Source organism: Kitasatospora sp. GAS1066B, from assembly GCF_041262605.1.
Lineage (GTDB): Bacteria > Actinomycetota > Actinomycetes > Streptomycetales > Streptomycetaceae > Kitasatospora.
Genome location: NZ_JBGCCO010000010.1, coordinates 90,329 through 112,305, shown reverse-complemented (window position 1 = coordinate 112,305; position 21,977 = coordinate 90,329). Strand labels below are relative to the sequence as shown.

Genomic DNA, 21,977 nt, shown 5'->3' with positions numbered 1-21,977 from the left:
CAAGTGGACCAGGCTGATCTCTCGTCCAGGTGCTCCTGTCAGGACTCACTCACTGAAAAGCGAAGGCTACGACCGTGCGTACGTACAGCCCCAAGCCCGGCGACGTCCAGCGTCAGTGGCACGTCATCGACGCGACCGACGTCGTGCTCGGCCGCCTGGCCTCTCAGGCCGCCAACCTCCTGCGGGGCAAGCACAAGGCGATCTACGCGCCGCACGTTGACACTGGTGACTTCGTCATCATCATCAACGCCGACAAGGTGCACCTGTCCGGTAACAAGAAGACCCAGAAGCTGGCCTACCGCCACTCGGGCTTCCCGGGTGGTCTGCGCTCGGTGCGCTACGACGACCTGCTGGACAAGAACCCGGAGAAGGCCGTCGAGAAGGCCATCAAGGGCATGATCCCCAAGAACAGCCTGGGCCGTCAGATGATCTCGAAGCTGAAGGTCTACTCGGGCGACCAGCACCCGCACACTGCCCAGCAGCCGGTGCCGTTCGAGATCACCCAGGTCGCGCAGTAATTCCGGCCACCAAGCCCCTTAACTAAGAAAAGCTGAGGAACATCGTGGCCGAGAACGCTGCCATCGAGACCCCCCTGGACATCGAGGTCGACGAGGAGTACACCGAGTACACCTCCGAGGACACCGAGTCGTACTCCACCGAGTCGCTGGCCGGCCGCTTCGCCGAGGCCGTCCCCGGCGCCGGCCTCGGCCGTCGCAAGGAGGCGATCGCCCGCGTGCGCATCGTCCCCGGCACCGGCGTGTGGAAGATCAACGGTCGCACCCTGGAGAACTACTTCCCCAACAAGGTGCACCAGCAGACCGTGAACGAGCCCTTCAAGCTCCTTGAGCTGGACGGCCGTTACGACGTCATCGCGCGCATCGCGGGCGGCGGCGTCTCCGGTCAGGCCTACGCGCTGCGCCTCGGCGTGGCCCGCGCCCTGAACGAGGCCGACGTGGACAACAACCGCGGCGCCCTCAAGAAGGCCGGCTTCCTGACCCGTGACTCGCGCGCCGTCGAGCGCAAGAAGGCCGGTCTCAAGAAGGCCCGCAAGGCCCCGCAGTACAGCAAGCGCTAGTCACCCCCGGGGGTGCGTACCGCCCTTGGTGCGCACCCCGCAGGCGGGACCCACGCCCCGGGGCACTTCATGTGCCCCGGGGCGTTGTGCTCCCTGGGCCGGTCAGGCGGCCAGGGATTCCTCCCCACCGGTCGGCCCCTCCCCAGGCCGTCCGGTGGCCGGCAACGAAGGACGGGAACGTGGCACGACTCTTCGGTACGGACGGCGTACGCGGTGTGGCGAACATCGGACTGACCGCCGAACTGGCACTGGGCCTGTCGATGGCCGCCGCGCACGTGCTCGGCGACGCGGGCGACCTGGGCGGCCGGCGCCCGGTGGCGGTGGTCGGCCGCGACCCGCGCGCCTCCGGCGAGTTCCTGGAGGCGGCCGTGATCGCCGGGCTGGCCGGCTCCGGGGTGGACGTGCTGCGGGTCGGCGTGCTGCCCACCCCCGCGGTGGCGTACCTGACCGGTGTGCTCGGTGCCGACTTCGGCGTGATGCTCTCGGCCAGCCACAACGCCATGCCCGACAACGGCATCAAGTTCCTGGCCCGCGGCGGGCACAAGCTGGACGACGCGATCGAGGACGCGATCGAGGCCGACTACCGCCACTACCTCTCCGGCGACGAGCCGATCCGGCAGCGTCCCACCGGCAGCGTGGTCGGCCGGGTGCACGAGTACACCGAGGGCCTCGACAAGTACGTCGCGCACCTGATCGGCGTGCTGCCCAACCGGCTGGACGGCATCAGGGTGGTCATCGACGGCGCGCACGGCGCGGCCGCCCGGGTGGCTCCCGAGGCCTTCGCCCGGGCCGGCGCCGAGGTGGTCTACACGCTGGGCGCCGAGCCGACCGGGCTGAACATCAACGACGGCGTCGGCTCCACCCACCTGGGCGGGCTGTGCCAGGCGATGCGCGAGCACCAGGCGGACCTCGGCATCGCGCTGGACGGCGACGCCGACCGCTGCCTGGCCGCCGACACCGAGGGCAACGAGGTGGACGGCGACCAGATCATCGCGATCCTGGCGGTGGCCATGCGCGAGGCCGGCACGCTGCGCGGCAACACCGCGGTCGGCACCGTGATGGCCAACCTGGGCTTCAAGCTGGCCATGGAGCGCGAGGGCATCGACCTGGTCGAGACGGCGGTCGGCGACCGCTACGTGCTGGAGGCGATGAAGGAGCACGGCTACGCGCTGGGCGGCGAGCAGTCCGGCCACGTGATCCTGCTGGACCACGCGACCACCGGCGACGGCACCCTGACCGGCCTGATGCTGGGCGCCCGGCTGGCGGCCACCAAGCAGCCGCTGGCCGACCTGGCCGCCGTGATGACCCGGCTGCCGCAGGTGCTGATCAACGTCAAGGGCGTGGACAAGGCCCGGGTGGCCGACTGCGCCGAGCTGACCGCGGCCGTGGCCGCGGCCGAGGCCGAACTCGGCGGCACCGGACGGGTGTTGCTGCGTCCGTCCGGCACCGAGCCGCTGGTTCGGGTGATGGTCGAGGCCGCCGACCACGACCAGGCCGAGGCGGTGGCCGAGAAGCTGGCCGCCGTGGTCAGCGAGCACCTGGCGATCTGACGACGGCTCAGGCCGACCGGCGATCGCCGGTCGGCCTCAAGTCGCGGCAGGGCTCAGAGCTTGCGCAGCAGGGCGCGGCGGACCTTGTGGTCGGCGCCCTTCTGCAGGATCAGGGTGGCCCGGCCCCGGGTCGGCAGTACGTTCTCCAGCAGGTTGGGCTTGTTGATGGTGCGCCAGACCTGACGGCCGTACTCCATCGCCTCCTCCTGCGGCACCTCGGTGAACCGGCGGAAGTAGGAGCTGGGGTCGAGGAAGGCGGTGTCCCGCAGCTTCTTGAAGCGGGACAGGTACCAGTTCTCGATGTCGTCGGTCCGGGCGTCCACGTAGATCGAGAAGTCGAAGTAGTCGGCCACCGCGAGCCGGGTGCGGCCGTCGGTGCCGGGCAGCGCGGGCTGCAGCACGTTGAGGCCCTCGACGATCAGGATGTCCGGGCGCTGCACCACCAGTCGCTCGCCCGGCACGATGTCGTAGACCAGGTGCGAGTAGACCGGGGCCGAGACCTGCTGCTTGCCCGCCTTGACGTCCGCCACGAAGCGCATCAGGGCCCGGCGGTCGTAGGACTCCGGGAAGCCCTTGCGGGCCATCAGGCCGCGCCGGCGCAGCTCCGCGTTGGGCAGCAGGAAGCCGTCGGTGGTGACCAGTTCGACCCGCGGGTGTTCGGGCCAGCGGGCCAGCAGCGCCTGCAGCAGCCGGGCGGTGGTGGACTTGCCGACCGCCACCGAGCCGGCCACCCCGATGATGAACGGGGTGCGGGTGCGCTCGGTGTCCGGGGTGTCCAGGAAGGTGCCCAGCGCCCCGCGCAGCTCGTGGGTGGCGTGGATGTAGAGGTTGAGCAGCCGGGACAGCGGCAGGTAGACGTCACGGACCTCGTCCAGGTCCAATGCTGTGCCGAGGCCGCGCAGTTGCTCCACCTCGGCCGCGCTCAGCGGCAGCGGGGTGCGGTCGCGCAGGGCGCTCCACTCGGCCCGGGACAGATCGACGTACGGCGACGGCGACGGGCTGGGCGCCGAGGAGGCGCCCTGGCTACAGAGTTCGGTCAGCACATGGTCCATTGTGAGCCGTCCGAGGGCGCACGGGCGCTGTGGTGTCGGTCACCAGCTGTCGCCCCGAGGGCGGCCCTAGGGAAACCCGAGCACGGCTTTCGCCCAGGAAGCGCCCTTATGCTGATCCCTATGTGCGGAATTGTTGGTTATGTGGGCTCCCAGCCCGCGCTCGACGTAGTGATCGCAGGGCTGCAGCGCCTGGAGTACCGAGGGTACGACTCGGCCGGTGTGGCCATCCAGACGGCGGACTCCTCAGGGCAGTGGAGTCTCGCCACCGACAAGCGGGCCGGAAAGCTCGCCAATCTCGAGAAGTCGCTCGCCGAGACCCCTCTTCCCGGCGGCACCACCGGAATCGGCCACACCCGCTGGGCCACCCACGGCGGACCCACCGACGCCAACGCCCACCCTCATGTGGACGACCACTGCAAGGTCGCGGTGGTCCACAACGGCATCATCGAGAACTTCGCCCAGCTGCGGGCCGAGCTGGCCGAGCGCGGCCACACGCTGCGCTCGGAGACCGACACCGAGGTGGTCGCGCACCTGCTGGCCGAGGCCTACGACGGCGATCTGGCCGAGGCGATGCGCACCGTGTGCCGCCGGCTGGACGGCGCCTTCACCCTGGTGGCGGTGCACGCGGACGCGCCCGGCACGGTGGTCGGCGCGCGCCGCAACTCGCCGCTGGTGGTCGGGCGCGGGGTGGGCGAGAACTTCCTCGCCTCCGACGTGTCCGCCTTCATCGCGCACACCCGCGAGGCGATCGAGCTGGGCCAGGACCAGGTGGTCGAGCTGCGCGCCGACGCCGTCACCGTGACGGACTTTCACGGCGCGCCGGTCGAGGTCCGCGAGTACCACGTGGACTGGGACGCCTCGGCTGCCGAGAAGGGCGGCTACGACTACTTCATGCTCAAGGAGATCGCCGAGCAGCCGAAGGCGGTCGCCGACACCCTGCTCGGCCGGATCGGCACCGACGGGCGCCTGACCCTGGACGAGGTGCGGATACCGGACTCGGTGCTGCGCGAGGTCGACAAGGTCGTCATCGTGGCCTGCGGCACCGCCTTCCACGCGGGCATGATCGCCAAGTACGCGATCGAGCACTGGACCCGGATCCCCTGCGAGGTCGAGGTCGCCTCCGAGTTCCGCTACCGGGACCCGATCCTGGACGACCGCACGCTGGTGATCGCGATCTCGCAGTCCGGCGAGACCATGGACACCCTGATGGCGCTGCGGCACGCCCGCGAGCAGGGCGCCCGGGTGCTGGCGATCTGCAACACCAACGGCTCGACCATCCCGCGCGAGTCCGACGCGGTGCTCTACACCCACGCCGGACCCGAGGTGGCGGTCGCCTCCACCAAGGCCTTCCTCACCCAGCTGGTCGCCTGCTACCTGGTCGCGCTCTACCTGGGTCAGGTGCGCGGCACCAAGTGGGGCGACGAGATCACCGCGGTGATCAAGGAGCTGTCCGACGCGCCGAAGCAGCTCGAGCAGGTGCTGCGGACCATGGAGCCGGTGCGCGAGCTGGCCCGCTCGCTGGCCGACGCCAAGTCGGTGCTCTTCCTCGGCCGGCACGTCGGCTTCCCGGTGGCCCTGGAGGGCGCGCTCAAGCTCAAGGAGCTGGCGTACATGCACGCCGAGGGCTTCGCGGCCGGCGAGCTGAAGCACGGCCCGATCGCGCTGATCGAGGAGGGGCTGCCGGTCGTCGTGGTGGTGCCCTCGCCGCGCGGGCGGTCGATCCTGCACGACAAGATCGTCTCCAACATCCAGGAGATCCGGGCGCGCGGCGCGCGGACCATCGTGATCGCCGAGGAGGGCGACGAGGCGGTGGTCCCGTACGCCGACCACCTGATCTCGATCCCGGTCACCCCGACGCTGCTCCAGCCGCTGGTCTCCACCGTGCCGCTGCAGGTCTTCGCCTGCGAGCTGGCCACCGCCAAGGGCCACGAGGTGGACCAGCCGCGCAACCTGGCGAAGTCGGTGACGGTGGAGTGAGCGGAGCCGGCGCCGACCATCAAGCGCCGTGGTGACGGTGGAGTAGCCACCGGTTATGGTCGGCGGGTGATCATCGGAGTTGGTATCGACGTCGCCTCGATCGACCGTTTCGCCGAGGCGCTGGCACGTACGCCGGCCCTCGGCGACCGCCTCTTCACCGCGGCCGAGCGCGTGCTGCCTTCGGGCCAGCAGCGCTCGGCCGCCTCGTTGGCGGCGCGTTTCGCGGCCAAGGAGGCGCTGGCCAAGGCGCTCGGCGCGCCCGGGGGCCTGGAGTGGCACGACGCCGAGGTGCGCAGCGAGCCCTCGGGCCGCCCGACCCTGCACGTCACCGGCACGGTGGCGGCCCTCGCGGCGCGGCTCGAGGTGCGCTCCTGGCACCTGTCGCTGAGCCACGACGCGGGCGTGGCCTCGGCGGTGGTCATCGCCGAGGGGTAGTTTCACTGGCATGCGCCTAGCTCACACCGTCGCCCAGGTCCGGGCCGCCGAGGCGGAACTCGCCGGCCAGCCGCTGATGGACCGGGCGGTGGCCGGCCTCGCCGCCACCTGCGCCCGGCTGCTGACCCGCCGTCGCGGCCGGGTCTACGGCAGCCGGGTGCTGGTGCTCGCGGGCAGCGGCGACAACGGTGGCGACGCGCTCTTCGCCGGCGCCCGCCTGGCCCGGCGCGGGGCGGCGGTGACCGCGGTGCTGCTCAGCCCCGAGCGTGCGCACCGGGCCGCGCTGGCCGCGCTGCGGGCGGCGGGTGGTCGGCTGACGGTCGATCAGCGGGCGGGCCTGGCCGAGTTCCGCCGCGCCGACCTGATCCTGGACGGCATCGTCGGGATCGGCGGCACCGGCGGGCTGCGGCCGGCCGCCGAGCCGTACGCGCGCGAGCCGCGCCGCGGCGTGCTCGTCGCGGTCGACCTGCCGAGCGGGGTGGACGCCGACACCGGGGAGGTCGCCGGGGCGGCGCTGCGCGCCGATCTCACGGTGACCTTCGGCACGCACAAGCCCGGCCTGCTGATCGATCCGGGGGCCGGGTACGCGGGGCCGGTGCAGCTGGTGCCGATCGGCCTGCGCCCGCCCGCCGCGCCCGTCGAAGCCCTGCAGCACGCCGAGGTGGGCGCGCTGCTGCCGCGGCCCGGCGCCGAGAGCGACAAGTACCGGCGCGGCGTGGTCGGCCTGCTGGCCGGCTCCGAGCGCTACCCGGGCGCGGCGCTGCTCGCCGTCGCGGGGGCGCTGCACGGTGGTGCCGGCGCCGTCCGCTACCAGGGCCGACCCGCCGAGGAGGTGGTCCGCCGCCACCCCGAGGTGCTGCTGACCACGGGGCGGGTGCAGTCCTGGGTGGTCGGCCCCGGCTCGGGCGAGGACACCGCCGAGGCGCTGGACGACGCGCTGGCGAGCGAGGTGCCGGTGCTGGTGGACGCCGACGGCCTGACCGAGCTGGCCCGTCGGGGTCCGCGCGAGCTGGCCGGGCGCACCGCGCCCACCCTGCTCACCCCGCACGCGGGCGAGGCCGCCCGGTTGCTCGGCGCGGGGGTGACGGCCGACCAGGTGGCCGCCGCCCGGCTGCGGCACGCCCGCGAGCTGGCCGACCGGTACGGCGCGACGGTGCTGCTCAAGGGCTCGACCACGGTGGTCGCCCGCCCGGACGGCACCGCCCGGGTGAACTCCACCGGCAGCTCCTGGCTGGCCACCGCCGGCAGCGGCGACGTGCTGGCGGGCCTGGCGGGCGCGCTGCTCGCGGCCGGTCTGCCGCCCTTCGACGCCGCGCCGGCCGCCGCCTACCTGCACGGCCTGGCCGGGCGGCTGGCGGCGGGCGAACCGCACGGCGCGCCGATCACCGCGAGCGAGGTCGCCGCCGCCCTGCCGGCCGCCTGGCGCGACGTGGCGCAGGGGGGTCGGGCGGCCGACGCAGCAGGTCTGGGAGACTGAACCCGATGACAACTGCGAAGACGACCGGGACCGCCATGCTCGCCGAGGGACTGCGTGCCGAGGCGGCCATCGACCTGGCCGCGCTGCGCGGCAACCTCGCCTCGCTGCGCGAGCGCGCGCCGGGCGCGGACCTGATGGCCGTGGTGAAGGCCGATGCCTACGGGCACGGTGCGCTGCCCTGTGCCCTGGAGGCGCTGGCCGCCGGGGTGCGGTGGATCGGCACCGCCACGCCCGAGGAGGCGCTGGCGCTGCGCGCTGCCGGGATCGCGCCGGAGCAGGCCCGGATCCTGTGCTGGCTGTGGACGCCCGGCGGCCCGTGGGCGCAGGCGGTGCGGGCTCGGATCGACGTCTCGATCAGCGGTCAGTGGGCGCTCGACGAGCTGCTCGACGCGGTCCGGGCCACCGGCCTGCCGGCCCGGGTCCATCTGAAGGCCGACACCGGTCTCGGCCGCAACGGCTGCCAGCCGCAGGCCTGGCCCGACCTGGTGGACGCCGCGCTGCGGGCCCAGGCCCAGGGCCTGCTCCAGGTGGTCGGCCTCTGGTCGCACTTCGCCGCCGCCGACGAGCCCGGCCACCCGTCGATCCAGGCCCAGCTGGACGCCTTCGCCTCGATGCTGGCCTACGCCGAGCGGGCCGGGGTGCGTCCGGAGGTGCGGCACCTGGCCAACTCGCCCGCCACCCTGCTGCTCCCCGAGGCGCACTACGACCTGGTGCGCACCGGCCTGGCGATGTACGGGGTGTCGCCGGTGCCCGAGGTGGGCGCCCCCGCCGACTTCGGGCTGCGCCCGGTGATGTCGCTCAGCGCCCGGCTCGCCCTGGTCAAGGACGTTCCCGGCGGACACGGCGTCAGCTACGGCCACCAGTACCACACGCCGGGGGAGACCACGCTGGGCCTGGTCCCGGTCGGCTACGCCGACGGCATCCCGCGGCACGCCAGCGGCACCGGGCCGGTCCAGATCGCCGGCAAGTGGCACACGGTGGCCGGGCGGGTCGCGATGGACCAGTTCGTGGTGGACCTGGGCGGTGGCACCCCGCCGGTCGGCGAGGAGGTGCTGATCTTCGGCAGCGGCGAGCGCGGCGAGCCGACCGCCGAGGACTGGGCCCGGGCCTGCGGGACGATCGCGTACGAGATCGTCACCCGGATCGGCGCCCGGGTGCCGCGCCGCTACCTGGGCGGGACCGGAGCGCGGCTGTGAGCGAGGAGCCCGGCGGGGGGTCGGTGAGCCGGGCCGGGCTGATCGGCCTGTCGCTCGGCATGGCCGCCGCCGGGGCCGCGGCCGGCATCGCGATCGAGCGCCTGACGCTGGGCCGGGCGCGCCAGCGGGCCCGCGAGCGGCTGGACGCGGTCGCGCCGTTCGGCTCGCTGCGCGGGCGGCCGCGCACGGTGGCGGCCGAGGACGGCACCGAGCTGTACGTCGAGCTGGACGGCCTTGAGGACGCGCCGCTGACCGTGGTGTTCTGCCACGGCTACTGCCTCAACCAGGACGTCTTCCACTTCCAGCGGGCGGCGTTCCGCGGCGACCTGCGGCTGGTCTTCTGGGACCAGCGCAGCCACGGCCGGTCCGAGCGCTCCCGCTCCTACCTGGCCGGGCGGCCCGCCTCGATCGACCAGCTGGGCGGCGACCTCGGGGCGGTGCTCGACGCGGTGGTCCCGAGCGGGCCGATCGTGCTGGTCGGCCACTCGATGGGCGGCATGAGCGTGATGGCGCTGGCCGAGCAGCGCCCGCGGCTGTTCCGCGACCGGGTGGCCGGGGTGGCGCTGATCGGCACCACGGCCGGCCAGTGGGAGACGGTGACCCTCGGGCTGTCCCCGGTCGGCACCAGACTCTGGCGCCGGCTGGGCCCCGGGGTGGTCCGGCTCCTGGGCAGCCAGGTCGGCCTGGTGGAGACCACCCGGCGCCTCGGCGCCGACGTCAGCGCCGTCTTCTACCGGCGCTTCTCCTTCGGTGGCGACGGCAAGGACGTCGACCCGGCGGTCGCCCGGTTCGCCGACCAGTTGCTGGACAGCACCCCGATCGACGTGGTCGCCGAGTTCTACCCCGCCTTCGCCGCGCACGAGAAGACGGCGGCGCTCACCGCGCTGGCCGAGCTGCCGGTGCTGGTGCTGGCCGGCACCGAGGACCTGCTCACCCCGGTCGCGCACAGCGAGGCCATCGCCCGGGCGCTGCCGCGAGCCGAACTGGCGCTGCTCCCCGGCGCCGGGCACCTGGTGCTGCTGGAACGCCCGGAGGAGGTCAACGCCCGCCTGGCGGAGCTGATCCAGCGGGCGGGCGGCCCCGAGGTCTGACGACAGGACCTGGGACCGTGCGCGATGTGGCACGGTTGGCTCAACGTCCGTGCGGCAGAACAAGAGGAAGCCATGGCCCCCCAGACCACACTCACCGTCCGTACCCCCGAGCGGATGACCGGGCTCGGCCGGCGGCTGGCCGGTGTGCTGCGGCCCGGCGATCTGGTGCTGCTCTCCGGGGAGTTGGGAGCGGGCAAGACCACGCTCACCCGGGGGCTCGGCGAGGGGCTCGGGGTGCGCGGGGCGGTGACCTCGCCGACCTTCGTGATCGCGCGGGTGCACCCCTCGCTCGTCGGCGGGCCCGCGCTGGTGCACGTGGACGCGTACCGGCTGGGCGGCGGGCTGGACGAGATGGAGGACCTCGACCTGGACGTTTCGCTGCCGGAGTCGGTGGTGGTGGTCGAGTGGGGCGAGGGCAAGGTCGAGCAGCTCTCGGCGGACCGGCTGGAGGTGCGGATCGAGCGGGCGCTCGGGGGCGGCGAGCGGCCGGAGGCCGACGAGGACCCGCGCCGGGTCACGCTGACCGGTCTCGGCGGCCGCTGGGACGGGGTCGACCTGGCCGCGCTGGACGGCTGAGGTTTTTTCCGACAGCGTGTCGGCATCATGTTGCAGCCGGAGGTGGCGCCATGATGGGATGGGCTTTGCAGTTAGGTGTACCTAACTAGGGAGTCCGCCATGCAGAGCAGCACCCCCGTGACCAGGAAAGCCCCGGAGCCGGCCGAGCGGGTCCCGATGGACCGGCTGCTGGCCGCCACCGCCGCGGCGGTGGCCCTCTGCACGCCGCCGAAGCCCGGCGAGGCGGCTCAGCCGACGACCTGTACCCGGGTGCCGTCGGGGGCGAAGTCCCAGAGCGTCTGACCGTCGGCCCGGTCGAAGCGGATCCCGCCGGTCTTGACCTTCGGATCGGCAGGCGCGGTGGAGCCGTCGAGCGCCGCACTGAACCCGAAGACGACACCACCCTGCTGAGTGAACCGGACCACGTGCTCGATCTGCTTGCCGTCGGTCCCGGCCCCGGCGGGCGCCCGGCTGTAGACGGTGTAGCTGCCCGGCGCCGGGTTGACCGAGCCGGGCACCACCGGGAAGGCGGCCTGGATCTCGGGGGTCTTCTTCGGGTCGACCAGCCAGACCTCCTTGGCGCTCAGCGAGTAGACCACCCGCAGGGTGCTGCCCTCCGCCGACTTGGGCAGCGGCGGAGCGCTCGGGGAGGCGTCGGCGCTCGGGGTCGGCGAGCCGGCCGGTGCGGTGCCGGCGTTGGGCGGCGGCTGGGCGGCCGAGGCGCGGCCGGCGGTGCCGTCGGCCTGGACGGCCAGCAGGGCGACCAGCGCCATGGCGCTCAGGGTCAGACCGGCGACCGCGACTGCAGGACCCTTCATCGCCACCGCGCACTCCCGTCGTTCGTAGGGCCGTGAGCCCCATCGTGCCAGGTTCCGGGCGGGGCCCAGGGACCTGGAGAACGTGTGTTCCGTACGGGGACAGAGGGTCGACTCCGGCGACCCTCTAACCTGGACCCGTGCTGCTGCTCGCGTTCGACACCGCTACCCCCGCCGTCACCGCCGCCGTCCATGACGGCGCGACCGTCCTGGCGCAGACCTACCAGGTCGACGCCCGGCGCCACGGCGAACTGCTGCTGCCCACCATCGCGCGGGTGCTCGCCGAGGCCGGCGTGGACAAGCGCGAGCTGACCGCGCTCGCGGTCGGCGTCGGCCCGGGCCCGTACACCGGGCTGCGGGTGGGTCTGGCCACGGCCGCCGCGCTCGGGCACGCGCTCGACCTGCCGGTGCACGGTGTCTGCACGCTGGACGCGATCGCCCGGCAGGCGCGCGCCGAAGGCCTGAGCGGCCCGTTCACGGCGGCCACTGACGCGCGTCGCAAGGAGGTCTACTGGGCCGACTACGACGCGGCGGGGCGCCGGATCGAGGGCCCGGCGGTGGACCGGCCCGGCGACCTGACGGTCCGTCAGGTCTCGGTGGGCGCCGGCGCGCTGCTCTACCCCGAGACCTTCCCGGGCGGGCGCGGGCCCGAGCACCTGTCGGCCGGCGCGCTGGCCGACTTCGCGGTCGCCGAACTGGCCGCCGGACGCGAGCTGTTGCCGCCGCTGCCGCTCTACCTGCGCCGCCCTGACGCGCAGGTCCCCGCCGGCTACAAGGCGGTGCTGCCGGCGTGACCGCGGGCACGCGCACGACGAGGATCACGCTGCGCCCGATGCGCTGGTGGGACATCGCGCCGGTGCTGGATCTCGAGCACACGCTCTTCCCCGAGGACGCCTGGTCGGCCGGGATGTACTGGTCGGAGCTGGCCGACGCGCACCCCGGCGGCAGCCGCCACTACACGGTGGCCACCACCGAGGACGGCACCATCGTGGGCTACGCCGGACTGATGGCGGGGCCCGGCGAGGCGGACGTGCAGACCATCGCCGTCGACGACCGCTACCAGGGCCGGGGCCTGGGCGCGGCGCTGCTCACCGACCTGGTCGACGAGTCCGTCCGGCGCGGCTGCACCGAGCTGCTGCTGGAGGTGCGGATCGACAACTTCCGCGCGCAGCGCCTGTACGAGCGGTTCGGCTTCGCGCCGGTCGGCATCCGGCGCGGCTACTACCAGCCGGCCAACGTGGACGCGCTGGTGATGCGCCGCGACCACCGAAACGAGAACGAGACCGAGGAAGACCATGGCTGACGAACCGCTCGTCCTGGGCATCGAGACCTCCTGCGACGAGACCGGCGTCGGCATCGTGCGCGGCACCACCCTGCTGGCCGACGCGGTGGCCTCCAGCGTCAACGACCACGCCCGGTTCGGCGGCGTGGTCCCGGAGATCGCCAGCCGCGCGCACCTGGAGGCGATGGTCCCCACCATCCAGCGCGCGCTGGACACCGCCGGGATCAAGGCGAGCGACCTGGACGGCATCGCGGTCACCGCGGGGCCCGGCCTGGCCGGCGCGCTGCTGGTCGGGGTCAGCGCCGCCAAGGCCTACGCCTGGGCGCTGGACAAGCCGCTCTACGGCGTCAACCACCTCGCCTCGCACATCTGCGTGGACCAGCTGGAGCACGGCCGGCTGCCCGAGCCGACGATGGCCCTGCTGGTCTCCGGCGGCCACTCCTCGCTGCTGCTCACCGGCGACATCACCAGTGACGTGCGCCCGCTCGGCGCCACCATCGACGACGCGGCCGGCGAGGCGTTCGACAAGGTGGCCCGGGTGCTCGGCCTGGGCTTCCCCGGCGGCCCGGTGGTGGACCGGATGGCCCGCGAGGGCGACCGCAAGGCGATCCACTTCCCGCGCGGCCTGAGCGGCCCCAAGGACCCCGAGTTCGACTTCTCCTTCTCCGGCCTGAAGACGGCGGTGGCCCGCTGGGTGGAGGCCAAGCGGCGGGCCGGCGAGGAGGTGCCGGTGGCGGACGTCGCGGCCTCCTTCCAGGAGGCGGTCACCGATGTGCTGACCCGCAAGGCGATCAAGGCCTGCCAGGAGCACGACGTGGACCACCTGATGATCGGCGGCGGGGTGGCGGCCAACTCCCGGCTGCGCGCGATGGCCGAGCAGCGCTGCGAGCGGGCCGGCATCCGGCTGCGGGTGCCGCGCCCGGGCCTGTGCACCGACAACGGCGCGATGGTCGCCGCGCTCGGCGCGGAGATGGTCTGGCGCGACCGGCCGACCTCGGCCTTCGACCTCTCGGCCGACTCCTCGCTGCCGGTCACCGAGGTCTCGGTGCCGGCCGCCCTGCTCGGGCACGGCGACGTGCACGGCGAGGCCTACCGCGCGCTGGACGGCGGGCAGGCGTGACCGAGGCGGTGATGTGGGAGGCCAAGGCGGTCGACGGTCGCGGGGCCGAGCTGCTGGGGTGGGCGCGCGAGCACCTGGCCCCCGCGCTCGCGGCGGCCGAGCGGCTGGAGCTGTTCAGCGCGCCCGGTGGGAGGGTGCTGGCGATCAGCTGGTGGCCGGCCCCGGTCGAGCCGGTGACGCCGCCTGAGCCGCCGTCAGAGCTGCTGGCGCGACCAGTGCATCGCTGGTCCTTCCACCGTGAGTACGTGGCCGAAGCACGGTAGCGTTCCGGGACGAGAGCGCTGGTCGAACACACAACAGCAGGGGGAGCGGGACGCCGTGAAGACCTACCAGAGGAGCCGGCTGACGGCGTGCACGGCGGGCTCGCTCGCCCTGGTCGCCGCCGTCGCGGTCAGCGGCTGCGGCAGCAGTGGCGGGGAGCAGAAGAACGCGGTCGCACCGCAGAGCACCCCGGCGGCCGGGCCGCCGTCGAGCGCCGCGCCGTCGACCGCGGCCACGCCGCCGCCGGCGGCCGGCGACGGTCAGGTGTCGGCCGCGGCCTGGGCCAAGTGGCACCTGCAGCCGCTGCCCGCCGCGCCCGCGCCGCCCGCCGACAAGCCGGTCAAGCTCGGCAGGACCGGCCAGGTCCCGGTGATCAGCGCCATTCCCACCAGCGACAAGGTGGTCTTCGTGACCATCGACGACGGCGAGGAGAAGGACCCCAAGTTCATCGAGATGATGAACGACCTGAAGATCCCGGTCACCATGTTCCTGATGGACGACGCGATCAAGAACGACTACGGCTACTTCAAGCCGCTGCAGGCCGCCGGCAACCACATCCAGAACCACACGCTGCACCACCCGGCGATGAGCACCAAGTCCGCCGTCGTGCAGAAGAACGAGGTCTGCGGCGACCAGCAGGTGCTCAGCCAGCAGTACGGGGCGGCGCCGTTCCTGTTCCGCCCGCCCTACGGCGACGGCGCCAACACCGCCACGCTCAACTCCGCGGTCCAGCAGTGCGGTCCGCGGGCGGTGGTGCTGTGGCGCGAGACGATGCAGATCCACGACATGCAGTACCAGGCCGGCGACAAGAAGTTGAAGCCCGGCGACATCATCCTGGCCCACTTCCGCGGTCCCAAGGACCTCAAGGGCGAGACGATGACCGAGATGTTCGGCGAGTTGCTCAGCCGGATCCAGGAGCAGGGCTTCTCGGTGGCGCGGCTGGAGGACTACATCCAGCCGCCGGCCGGCTGAGCCACCGGCTGAGCCAGCAGCATGGTCGGGGTGTCGGCGACCCGGGTCAGGAAGACCGTCGCCGTGTTCGGCCCCTCGGGCTTCAGCTGCCGGCGCAGCTCCTCCGGGGTCAGCCCGATGCCGCGCTTCTTGATCACCACGGTGCCCACCGCCCGCTGCCGCAACAGGATCTTGAGCTTCTTCACGTTGAACGGCAGCAGGTCGGTGATCTCGTACGCGTGCGCGAACGGCGTCGCGAGCAGCTGATCCGAGGTCAGGTAGGCGATCATCGGGTCGATCAGGGTGGCGCCGAGCCGTGCGGCGACCTCGGCGACCAGGTGGGCGCGGATCACCGCGCCGTCCGGCTCGTAGAGGTAACGGCGCACCGGGCCGGCCGGCGGGTCGGGGAGCCGGCCGCCGGTCAGGGTGTGCGGTCCCGGCAGCAGGGTGGCCCGGTGCGGCGCGCCGGCGGCCGGGGCGGTGCCGAACCAGAGCACCGCCTCCTTGACCTCGCCGTGGTCGGAGACCCACTCCGCCTCCGCGTCCTGGGGCACCGCCTCGTGCGGGATGCCCGGGGCCACCTTGAGCGCGCCCAGCGGGGTGCGGCGGCCGGCCTCGATCGCCCAGGAGAGCGGCGGGGAGTAGGCGGCGGGGTCGAAGACCCGGCCCTTGGCGGTGCGGCGTGCCGGGTCGGTGAAGACGGCGTCGAATCCGTCGACCGCCACCTCGGTCACGTCCGCGCAGCGCACCTCGATCAGCTCGGACAGGCCCAGCGCGGCCGCGTTGGCCGCCGCGACCGCGCAGGTCAGCGGGTCCCGGTCGACCGCGAGCACCGAGATCCCGGCCCGTGCCAGGGCGATCGCGTCACCGCCGTTGCCCGCGCACAGGTCGGCCAGCCGCGCCACCCCGAGCCGGCTGAACCGGGCGGCCCGCCACTCGGCCACGCTGCGCCGGGTGGACTGCTCGACCCCGTTGGGCGTGAAGTACATCCGCGCCGCGTCGTCCCCGAACTTCGGCTGGGCCCGCTGCCGCAGCCGCGCCTGCCCCAGCGCCGCGGAGACCAGCTCCGCCGGGTGCTCCCGCCGCAGCCGGGTGGCCAGCGCCAACTCCTCCTCGGGGGCGTACTCGCGCAGTTCGGTCAGCAGCCGCTGTCCCTGGTCGGTCAGCAGCCGCGCAAAGGTCTCGGTCTCCACCCGCCCATTGTCCAGGTCCGGCGATTCGCCCTGCGCGCCGCTGGCACTCTGGTTGACTGAGTGCTAACCGCGTCCTATGGTCGTTCCTGGCACTCCCCCCAGGGAGAGTGCTAACGCGACAGTATCGGCCTGACCCCCGCGACGGCAGGCCGTCCCTGTCGCTCACCTACCTGTTAGACAACCCCGTAATCTCCGAAGGGGAACTCGGACGTGACCACCGCCAGCAGCAAGGTTGCCATCAAGCCGCTTGAGGACCGCATCGTGGTCCAGCCGCTCGACGCCGAGACCACCACGGCCTCCGGCCTGGTTATCCCGGACACCGCCAAGGAGAAGCCCCAGGAGGGCGTTGTCCTGGCCGTCGGCCCGGGCCGCTTCGAGGAGGGCAACCGTCTTCCGCTCGACGTCACCGTCGGCGACGTCGTCCTGTACTCGAAGTACGGCGGCACCGAGGTGAAGTACAACGGCGAGGAGTACCTCGTCCTCTCGGCTCGCGACGTTCTCGCCATCATCGAGAAGTAAGCAGTCCGGCGGACCTCACGGTCCGCCATCTGGCCCGCCCCGGATCCGTGTCAGTTGTGACAGGGGCCCGGGGCGCGGTTGTTGCTACACCTGACGTCACGTACGCAGATATCCCGAGGAAACGGAATCATGGCGAAGATCCTGCAGTTCGACGAGGACGCCCGCCGCTCGCTCGAGCGCGGTGTCAACAAGCTGGCCGACACGGTCAAGGTGACCATCGGCCCCAAGGGCCGCAACGTCGTCATCGACAAGAAGTTCGGCGCCCCGACCATCACCAACGACGGTGTCACCATCGCCCGCGAGGTCGAGCTGGACGACCCGTACGAGAACCTCGGCGCGCAGCTGGTCAAGGAGGTCGCCACCAAGACCAACGACGTCGCGGGTGACGGCACCACCACCGCCACCGTGCTGGCCCAGGCCCTGGTCAACGAGGGTCTGCGCAACGTCGCCGCCGGCGCGGGCCCGGCCGCCCTGAAGAAGGGCATCGACAAGGCCGTCGCCGCCGTCTCCGAGCACCTGCTCTCCATCGCCCGCGAGATCGAGGGCAAGGACGACATCGCCGCCGTCGCCTCGCTCTCCGCGCAGGACCCGCAGGTCGGCGAGCTGATCGCCGAGGCGATCGACAAGGTCGGCAAGGACGGTGTGATCACCGTCGAGGAGTCCAACACCTTCGGCGTGGAGCTGGACTTCACCGAGGGCATGCAGTTCGACAAGGGCTACCTGTCGCCGTACTTCGTCACCGACCAGGAGCGTCAGGAGGCGGTCCTGGAGGACCCGTACATCCTGATCAACCAGGGCAAGATCTCCTCGATCCAGGAGCTGCTCCCGCTGCTCGAGAAGATCCTGCAGGGCGGTGCCTCCAAGCCGCTGCTGATCATCGCCGAGGACGTGGACGGCGAGGCGCTCTCCACCCTCGTGGTGAACAAGATCCGCGGCACCTTCAACGCGGTGGCCGTCAAGGCCCCGGGCTTCGGCGACCGCCGCAAGGCCATCCTGGGCGACCTGGCCACCCTGACCGGTGCCACCGTCATCTCCGAGGAGGTCGGCCTCAAGCTCGACCAGGCCGGCCTGGACGTGCTGGGCTCGGCCCGCCGCGTCACCATCACCAAGGACGACACCACGGTCGTCGACGGTGCGGGCGACTCCGAGGCCGTCGCCGGCCGCGTCGCCCAGATCAAGGCCGAGATCGCCAACACCGACTCGGACTGGGACCGCGAGAAGCTGCAGGAGCGCCTGGCCAAGCTGGCCGGCGGGGTCTGCGTGATCAAGGTCGGCGCCGCCACCGAGGTGGAGCTCAAGGAGCGCAAGCACCGCCTGGAGGACGCCATCTCGGCGACCCGCGCCGCGGTCGAGGAGGGCATCGTCGCCGGCGGCGGCGCCTCCCTGGTGCACGCGCAGAAGGTGCTGGACGGCGGCCTGGGCCTGTCGGGCGACGAGGCCACCGGTGTCGCCGTGGTCCGCAAGGCGCTCGCCGAGCCGCTGCGCTGGATCGCCCAGAACGCCGGCCTCGAGGGCTACGTCATCACCTCCAAGGTCGCCGAGCTGGACGGCAACCAGGGCTTCAACGCCGCCACCGGCGAGTACGGCGACCTGATGAAGGCCGGCGTCATCGACCCGGTCAAGGTCACCCGCTCCGCCCTGGAGAACGCCGCCTCGATCGCCTCGCTGCTGCTCACCACCGAGACCCTCGTGGTGGAGAAGCCCGCCGAGGAGGAGGCCGCTGCTGGTCACTCGCACGGCGGCCACGGTCACTCGCACTGACCCCTGGTAGCGCGCTGAACCGACGGCCCGGCACCCCCGCTCGAGCGGGGGTGCCGGGCCGTCGGTCTACGCTTGGCGCATGATCGAGGCTCGTCATCTGCGTGTGTTGCGCGCGGTCGCCCGTACCGGGTCGTTCTCCGCCGCTTCGCGGGAGCTGGGGTGCACCCAGCCGGCGGTCAGCCAGCAGATGAAGGCGCTCGAGAAGTCGGTGGGCCTGCCACTGGTGGCCCGCTCCGGGCGCGGGGTGCAGCTGAGCGAGGCCGGCGAGGTGCTGCTGAAGCACGCCTCGGGGATCCTGGCAGGCCTCTCGGCGGCCGAGCAGGAGGTGGCCGCGATCGCGGGGCTGCGGGCTGGGCGGGTCCGCCTGGTCTCCTTCCCCACCGCGAGTTCCACCCTGGTGCCGCCCGCGGTCGCCCGACTGCGCGACGCCCATCCGGGGGTGCGCGTGTCGCTGGTGGAGGCCGAGCCGCCGGAGTCGCTGGCGATGCTGCGCGGCGGCGAGTGCGACATCGCCCTGGCCTTCCGCTACCCGGGCGAGCACCCGAGCAGCACTCCCGCGCACGGTGTGTCGCGTTCGGCCCGGGCCGCCGCGGTGCTGGCCGCCGCCGAGACGGCCGCCGCGGGCGACTGGTCCGAACTGGTGGTGCGTCCGCTGCTCGACGACCCGCTGGTCGGCCTGCTCCCGGTCGGCCACCCGCTGGCCGACCGCACCGCCGAGCAGCCGGTGCGGCTCGCCGAGCTGGCCGAGGAGCAGTGGATCGCGGGCTGCCCGCAGTGTCGCGGACAACTGGTCGAGCTGTGCGCCGAGGCCGGTTTCGCGCCCCGGATCGACTTCGCCACCGACGACTACCCGGCGGTGGTCGGCCTGGTGGCGGCCGGCCTGGGGGTCGCGGTGCTGCCGCGCCTGGCGCTGGACGCGGTGCGCCACGACGCGGTGGCGGCGGTGCCGGTGCACGCGGCCGACGGCCGGTCCGCGCTGCGCGAGGTGGTGGCGCTGACCCTGCCGGACCTGGCCGAGGTGCCGGCGGTGCGGCTCATGCTCGACCGGCTCGCCACGGTGGCGGCCGGTCGTCGAGGGTCGGGCTCTTCGGAAATGTCCGTTCGCTGACCGACGGACGTCGAGCAAACGTTTCTGCTACCGGTGGGCGGCCCCTACCGGACGGTCAGTGCCGGACGGTCACCGGCACCTCGGCCAGCCGGTTGCGGGCGCGACCCTGCAACTCCTCGCGCTCGTCCTCGGTCAGGCCGCCCCAGACGCCGTAGGGCTCGCGGACCGCCAGCGCGTGGGCCGCGCACTGGGTGCGCACCGGGCAGCGCATGCAGACCTCCTTCGCGCTCTGCTCCCGCGAGCTGCGCGCCGCGCCACGCTCGCCTTCGGGATGGAAGAAGAGCGAACTGTCCACACCGCGGCAGGCGGCGGAGAGCTGCCAGTCCCACAGGTCCGCGTTCGGACCGGGGAGTCGGGAGAAATCGGCCATGGCTCATTCCCTTCGAGTCGTCCGACAGCCGTTCGGCGAGGCTTCGAGGCGCCGGGATGGACACCTGGAAATATGACTTACAGCACGCTTCCCGACAAGTCACCCACAGAGTTACCCAACAGTCAATGATCGTACAAAAGCCATGAAAACGGACTAAACGGGCATGAAGTGGGTCGGATGAGTCGTGGCAATCGGGTGGCCCGGTGTGTCGGCGCCCCCCGCCCCGCGCTGCCGTCGGGCCGTACTCCGGCGTGCGCGGCGCGCGCCGATCGGGTGTCGGACGCGCGCTACGAGCACAAAAGAGCGGTGTCCGCCCCGCGATGCGGCTGATCAGTAATGGGTTGGCCACGTACAGTGGTGGAGATGGCCCTGAAGGCCGTAACTCATTCGAGTGACGGTCGTTGGAAGTGCGGAGAGAGTTCGTACCAGCCAGGAGGCTCAACGTGACGCGGATCAGCTGCGGAGGACGGTCATGACTTCCGTTCTCGTTTGCGACGATTCACCGCTTGCCCGGGAGGCGCTGCGCCGTGCGGTGGCCACCGTGCCGGGTGTCGACCGGGTGACCACGGCGACGAACGGTGAGGAGGTCCTCCGCCGCTGGGTGGCCGACCGCTCCGATCTCGTCCTGATGGATGTCCGGATGCCCGGACTGGGCGGCGTGGAGACGGTTCGGCGGCTGCTGTCCGCCGACCCGGGCGCCCGGATCATCATGCTCACCGTCGCCGAGGACCTGGACGGCGTGGCGCTCGCCGTGGCCGCCGGGGCTCGCGGCTACCTGCACAAGGACGCCTCGCGGGCCGAGCTGCGGGCCACCGTCACCCAGGCGCTGGCCGATCCGACCTGGCGTCTGGCGCCACGCCGGCTGCGCAGCCCCGACATGGGAGCGGCGCCCACGCTGACGGCCCGTGAGATCCAGGTGCTGGAGGGGATGAGCCACGGCCGGAGCAACGCGGAGATCGGCCGCGAGCTCTTCCTCTCCGAGGACACCGTGAAGACGCACGCCAGGCGGCTCTTCAAGAAGCTCGGCGCCTCCGACCGCGCACACGCGGTGGCGCTCGGTTTCCGCTGGGGCCTGGTCCGCTGAAGCTGCGCCGACTTCCGGTGCGCCCCTTCCTCCGTTGGACGGAGGAAGGGGCGCGGTCGCTTTTCCTCGGGCGCGGCATAGGCCGTGGGGCCGGTCAGGCTGCACCATGGAGGGGTGGAGCGCGGCGACGGTGGGAACGGGGGTGGGTCGGTGGCGGATAACGTTCCGGTGCACAAGTCCGGACGCGGTGCGAGGTTTTCCGACGCGACCAGGCACCATGGACCGATGCGCGACGACGAGGCCGCCGAAACCGGCGAGGTAGCACCGGCCGATGCCGTCCCCAGCAACTCCGGGGCCCGCGGCCGGAGGTCGCCGTCTGCCGCGGGCACCTCGCCGCTGGTCGCCGAGCTGGTGGCGGCGGCGGTTCGGGGCGAGGGCCCGGCCACTGACGCCCTGTTGGCCTACGTCCACCCGCTGGTGCTGCGCTACTGCCGGGGCCGGCTGGTCCGGTTGCCCGGCGGCGCGCGGCACCATGTGGACGACGTGGCCCAGGAGGTCTGCGTCGCGGTGCTCTGCGCGCTGCCCCGCTACCGGGACGAGGGGCGGCCGTTCGAGGCCTTCGTCTACAGCATCGCCGCCCACAAGATCGCCGATCTGCAGCGGGCCGCGATGCGCGGGCCCGGCTCGACGGTGATCCCGCCGGACGACCTGCCCGAGGTGCCGGACGAGGCGCTCGGCCCGGAGGAGCGCGCGTTGCTCAGCAGCGACGCCGCCTGGATGCGCGAGCTGCTGTCGAATCTGCCGGCCCGTCAGCGCGAGCTGGTGCTGCTGCGGATCGCGGCCGGGCTTTCGGCGGAGGAGACCGGGGAGATGCTCGGCATGTCGCCGGGGGCGGTGCGGGTCGCCCAGCACCGAGCGCTCAGCCGGCTGCGCGCGCTGGCGGAGGAGTCCGCGTAGCTCGCCCTGTGGCCTCGCTCACGGTTGTCAAGAGGGCGCGACGTGGCTTCTCCCGATGCCAGTACGATGGGGTATCGGCGCCTGGACAGGTCGCCAAAGATCCGTGCGGGCGAGTGACGTCACCTCGTAGATTCGTCCAATAGCGGTTTGGTGTCCTTCCACTGCCGGTGCGCGCCCCGACCCTCACAGGGCGCATCCGATCGACCGG

At 72.8% G+C, this 21,977-nt stretch carries 24 protein-coding genes; 20 read left to right on the top strand and 4 right to left on the bottom strand.

Annotation, left to right across the window (positions count from 1 at the left end; all coding sequences use genetic code 11):
* Positions 1-74 precede the first annotated feature (74 nt).
* The 3 genes from rplM to glmM all read left to right on the top strand — a co-directional run bounded on the left by rplM (position 75) and on the right by glmM (position 2,625).
* Positions 75-518 carry a 50S ribosomal protein L13 gene (rplM, locus tag ABH937_RS13535; protein ID WP_280692227.1) on the top strand — a complete coding sequence of 148 codons (444 nt, stop codon included), beginning with the start codon at positions 75-77 and terminating at the stop codon, positions 516-518.
* Between the two features lie 74 nt (positions 519-592).
* Positions 593-1,075 (top strand): 30S ribosomal protein S9, encoded by a 483-nt coding sequence (gene rpsI, locus ABH937_RS13530; protein ID WP_370146406.1) that lies wholly within the window; start codon positions 593-595, stop codon positions 1,073-1,075.
* Positions 1,076-1,254: 179 nt separating this feature from the next.
* On the top strand, positions 1,255-2,625 hold the full coding sequence (gene glmM, locus ABH937_RS13525; RefSeq protein WP_280692231.1) for a phosphoglucosamine mutase: 1,371 nt from the start codon (positions 1,255-1,257) through the stop codon (positions 2,623-2,625).
* A gap of 53 nt (positions 2,626-2,678) precedes the next feature.
* Here the strand turns inward: glmM and coaA are convergent, their stop codons facing one another.
* Positions 2,679-3,677, bottom strand: coding sequence for a type I pantothenate kinase (coaA, locus tag ABH937_RS13520; protein WP_280692233.1), 999 nt, complete (start codon positions 3,675-3,677; stop codon positions 2,679-2,681).
* A 120-nt stretch (positions 3,678-3,797) separates the two neighbouring features.
* On the opposite strand from coaA, the gene glmS reads away from it, so the two are divergent.
* The 7 genes from glmS (at position 3,798) to ABH937_RS13485 (ending at position 10,711) form a co-directional block, all read left to right on the top strand.
* A complete protein-coding gene (gene glmS / locus ABH937_RS13515) occupies positions 3,798-5,654 on the top strand; it encodes a glutamine--fructose-6-phosphate transaminase (isomerizing) (RefSeq protein ID WP_280692234.1) in 1,857 nt (618 codons plus the stop codon).
* A gap of 66 nt (positions 5,655-5,720) precedes the next feature.
* Entirely contained in the window at positions 5,721-6,089 is a 369-nt protein-coding gene (locus ABH937_RS13510) for a holo-ACP synthase (RefSeq protein ID WP_280692236.1), read from the top strand.
* 10 nt (positions 6,090-6,099) lie between these two features.
* A complete protein-coding gene (locus ABH937_RS13505; RefSeq protein ID WP_280692237.1) occupies positions 6,100-7,566 on the top strand; it encodes an NAD(P)H-hydrate dehydratase in 1,467 nt (488 codons plus the stop codon).
* A 5-nt stretch (positions 7,567-7,571) separates the two neighbouring features.
* Positions 7,572-8,762, top strand: a complete 1,191-nt coding sequence (alr, locus tag ABH937_RS13500; RefSeq protein ID WP_370218302.1) for an alanine racemase — start codon at positions 7,572-7,574, stop codon at positions 8,760-8,762.
* Complete coding sequence (locus ABH937_RS13495) at positions 8,759-9,853, top strand: alpha/beta fold hydrolase (RefSeq protein WP_370218300.1); 1,095 nt, start codon at positions 8,759-8,761, stop codon at positions 9,851-9,853. The genes alr and ABH937_RS13495 overlap by 4 nt, the downstream gene beginning before the upstream one ends.
* Positions 9,854-9,925: 72 nt before the next feature.
* A complete protein-coding gene (tsaE, locus tag ABH937_RS13490; protein ID WP_280692241.1) occupies positions 9,926-10,429 on the top strand; it encodes a tRNA (adenosine(37)-N6)-threonylcarbamoyltransferase complex ATPase subunit type 1 TsaE in 504 nt (167 codons plus the stop codon).
* Positions 10,430-10,528: 99 nt separating this feature from the next.
* Entirely contained in the window at positions 10,529-10,711 is a 183-nt protein-coding gene (locus ABH937_RS13485) for a hypothetical protein (RefSeq protein ID WP_370218299.1), read from the top strand.
* Here ABH937_RS13485 and ABH937_RS13480 read toward each other — a convergent pair.
* Positions 10,657-11,226 (bottom strand): hypothetical protein, encoded by a 570-nt coding sequence (locus tag ABH937_RS13480; protein WP_280692245.1) that lies wholly within the window; start codon positions 11,224-11,226, stop codon positions 10,657-10,659. The two genes, ABH937_RS13485 and ABH937_RS13480, sit on opposite strands and share 55 nt — an antisense overlap.
* Before the next feature lie 137 nt (positions 11,227-11,363).
* On the opposite strand from ABH937_RS13480, the gene tsaB reads away from it, so the two are divergent.
* From tsaB to ABH937_RS13455, 5 genes are read left to right on the top strand one after another with little or no spacing between them, the layout of a single operon-like run.
* A complete protein-coding gene (gene tsaB / locus ABH937_RS13475; RefSeq protein ID WP_370218297.1) occupies positions 11,364-12,017 on the top strand; it encodes a tRNA (adenosine(37)-N6)-threonylcarbamoyltransferase complex dimerization subunit type 1 TsaB in 654 nt (217 codons plus the stop codon).
* Complete coding sequence (rimI, locus tag ABH937_RS13470) at positions 12,014-12,526, top strand: ribosomal protein S18-alanine N-acetyltransferase (protein WP_280692249.1); 513 nt, start codon at positions 12,014-12,016, stop codon at positions 12,524-12,526. The genes tsaB and rimI overlap by 4 nt, the downstream gene beginning before the upstream one ends.
* Complete coding sequence (gene tsaD, locus ABH937_RS13465) at positions 12,519-13,625, top strand: tRNA (adenosine(37)-N6)-threonylcarbamoyltransferase complex transferase subunit TsaD (protein ID WP_280692251.1); 1,107 nt, start codon at positions 12,519-12,521, stop codon at positions 13,623-13,625. The genes rimI and tsaD overlap by 8 nt, the downstream gene beginning before the upstream one ends.
* Positions 13,622-13,888, top strand: a complete 267-nt coding sequence (locus ABH937_RS13460) for a hypothetical protein (RefSeq protein WP_280692252.1) — start codon at positions 13,622-13,624, stop codon at positions 13,886-13,888. Before tsaD ends, ABH937_RS13460 begins: the two co-directional genes overlap by 4 nt.
* Positions 13,889-13,943: 55 nt before the next feature.
* The gene (locus tag ABH937_RS13455) at positions 13,944-14,858 is read left to right on the top strand and encodes a polysaccharide deacetylase family protein (protein WP_370218295.1); all 915 of its coding nucleotides are present in this window, start codon (positions 13,944-13,946) and stop codon (positions 14,856-14,858) included.
* Here the strand turns inward: ABH937_RS13455 and ABH937_RS13450 are convergent.
* Positions 14,834-16,030 (bottom strand): SAM-dependent methyltransferase, encoded by a 1,197-nt coding sequence (locus ABH937_RS13450; RefSeq protein ID WP_370218293.1) that lies wholly within the window; start codon positions 16,028-16,030, stop codon positions 14,834-14,836. The genes ABH937_RS13455 and ABH937_RS13450 overlap by 25 nt on opposite strands.
* A gap of 210 nt (positions 16,031-16,240) precedes the next feature.
* Here ABH937_RS13450 and groES point away from each other — a divergent pair, with 210 nt between their 5' ends.
* The 3 genes from groES to ABH937_RS13435 all read left to right on the top strand — a co-directional run bounded on the left by groES (position 16,241) and on the right by ABH937_RS13435 (position 19,418).
* A complete protein-coding gene (gene groES / locus ABH937_RS13445; protein ID WP_280692257.1) occupies positions 16,241-16,549 on the top strand; it encodes a co-chaperone GroES in 309 nt (102 codons plus the stop codon).
* Between the two features lie 129 nt (positions 16,550-16,678).
* The gene (gene groL / locus ABH937_RS13440; RefSeq protein WP_280692258.1) at positions 16,679-18,310 is read left to right on the top strand and encodes a chaperonin GroEL; all 1,632 of its coding nucleotides are present in this window, start codon (positions 16,679-16,681) and stop codon (positions 18,308-18,310) included.
* A gap of 79 nt (positions 18,311-18,389) precedes the next feature.
* Entirely contained in the window at positions 18,390-19,418 is a 1,029-nt protein-coding gene (locus ABH937_RS13435) for a LysR family transcriptional regulator (protein ID WP_280692260.1), read from the top strand.
* Positions 19,419-19,473: 55 nt separating this feature from the next.
* Here ABH937_RS13435 and ABH937_RS13430 read toward each other — a convergent pair whose 3' ends face one another.
* Entirely contained in the window at positions 19,474-19,788 is a 315-nt protein-coding gene (locus ABH937_RS13430) for a WhiB family transcriptional regulator (RefSeq protein ID WP_280692262.1), read from the bottom strand.
* 472 nt (positions 19,789-20,260) lie between these two features.
* On the opposite strand from ABH937_RS13430, the gene ABH937_RS13425 reads away from it, so the two are divergent.
* Both ABH937_RS13425 and shbA read left to right on the top strand, forming a co-directional pair.
* On the top strand, positions 20,261-20,872 hold the full coding sequence (locus ABH937_RS13425) for a response regulator transcription factor (protein WP_014136228.1): 612 nt from the start codon (positions 20,261-20,263) through the stop codon (positions 20,870-20,872).
* 225 nt (positions 20,873-21,097) lie between these two features.
* Entirely contained in the window at positions 21,098-21,769 is a 672-nt protein-coding gene (gene shbA, locus ABH937_RS13420; protein ID WP_280692263.1) for an RNA polymerase sigma factor ShbA, read from the top strand.
* Positions 21,770-21,977 lie beyond the last annotated feature (208 nt).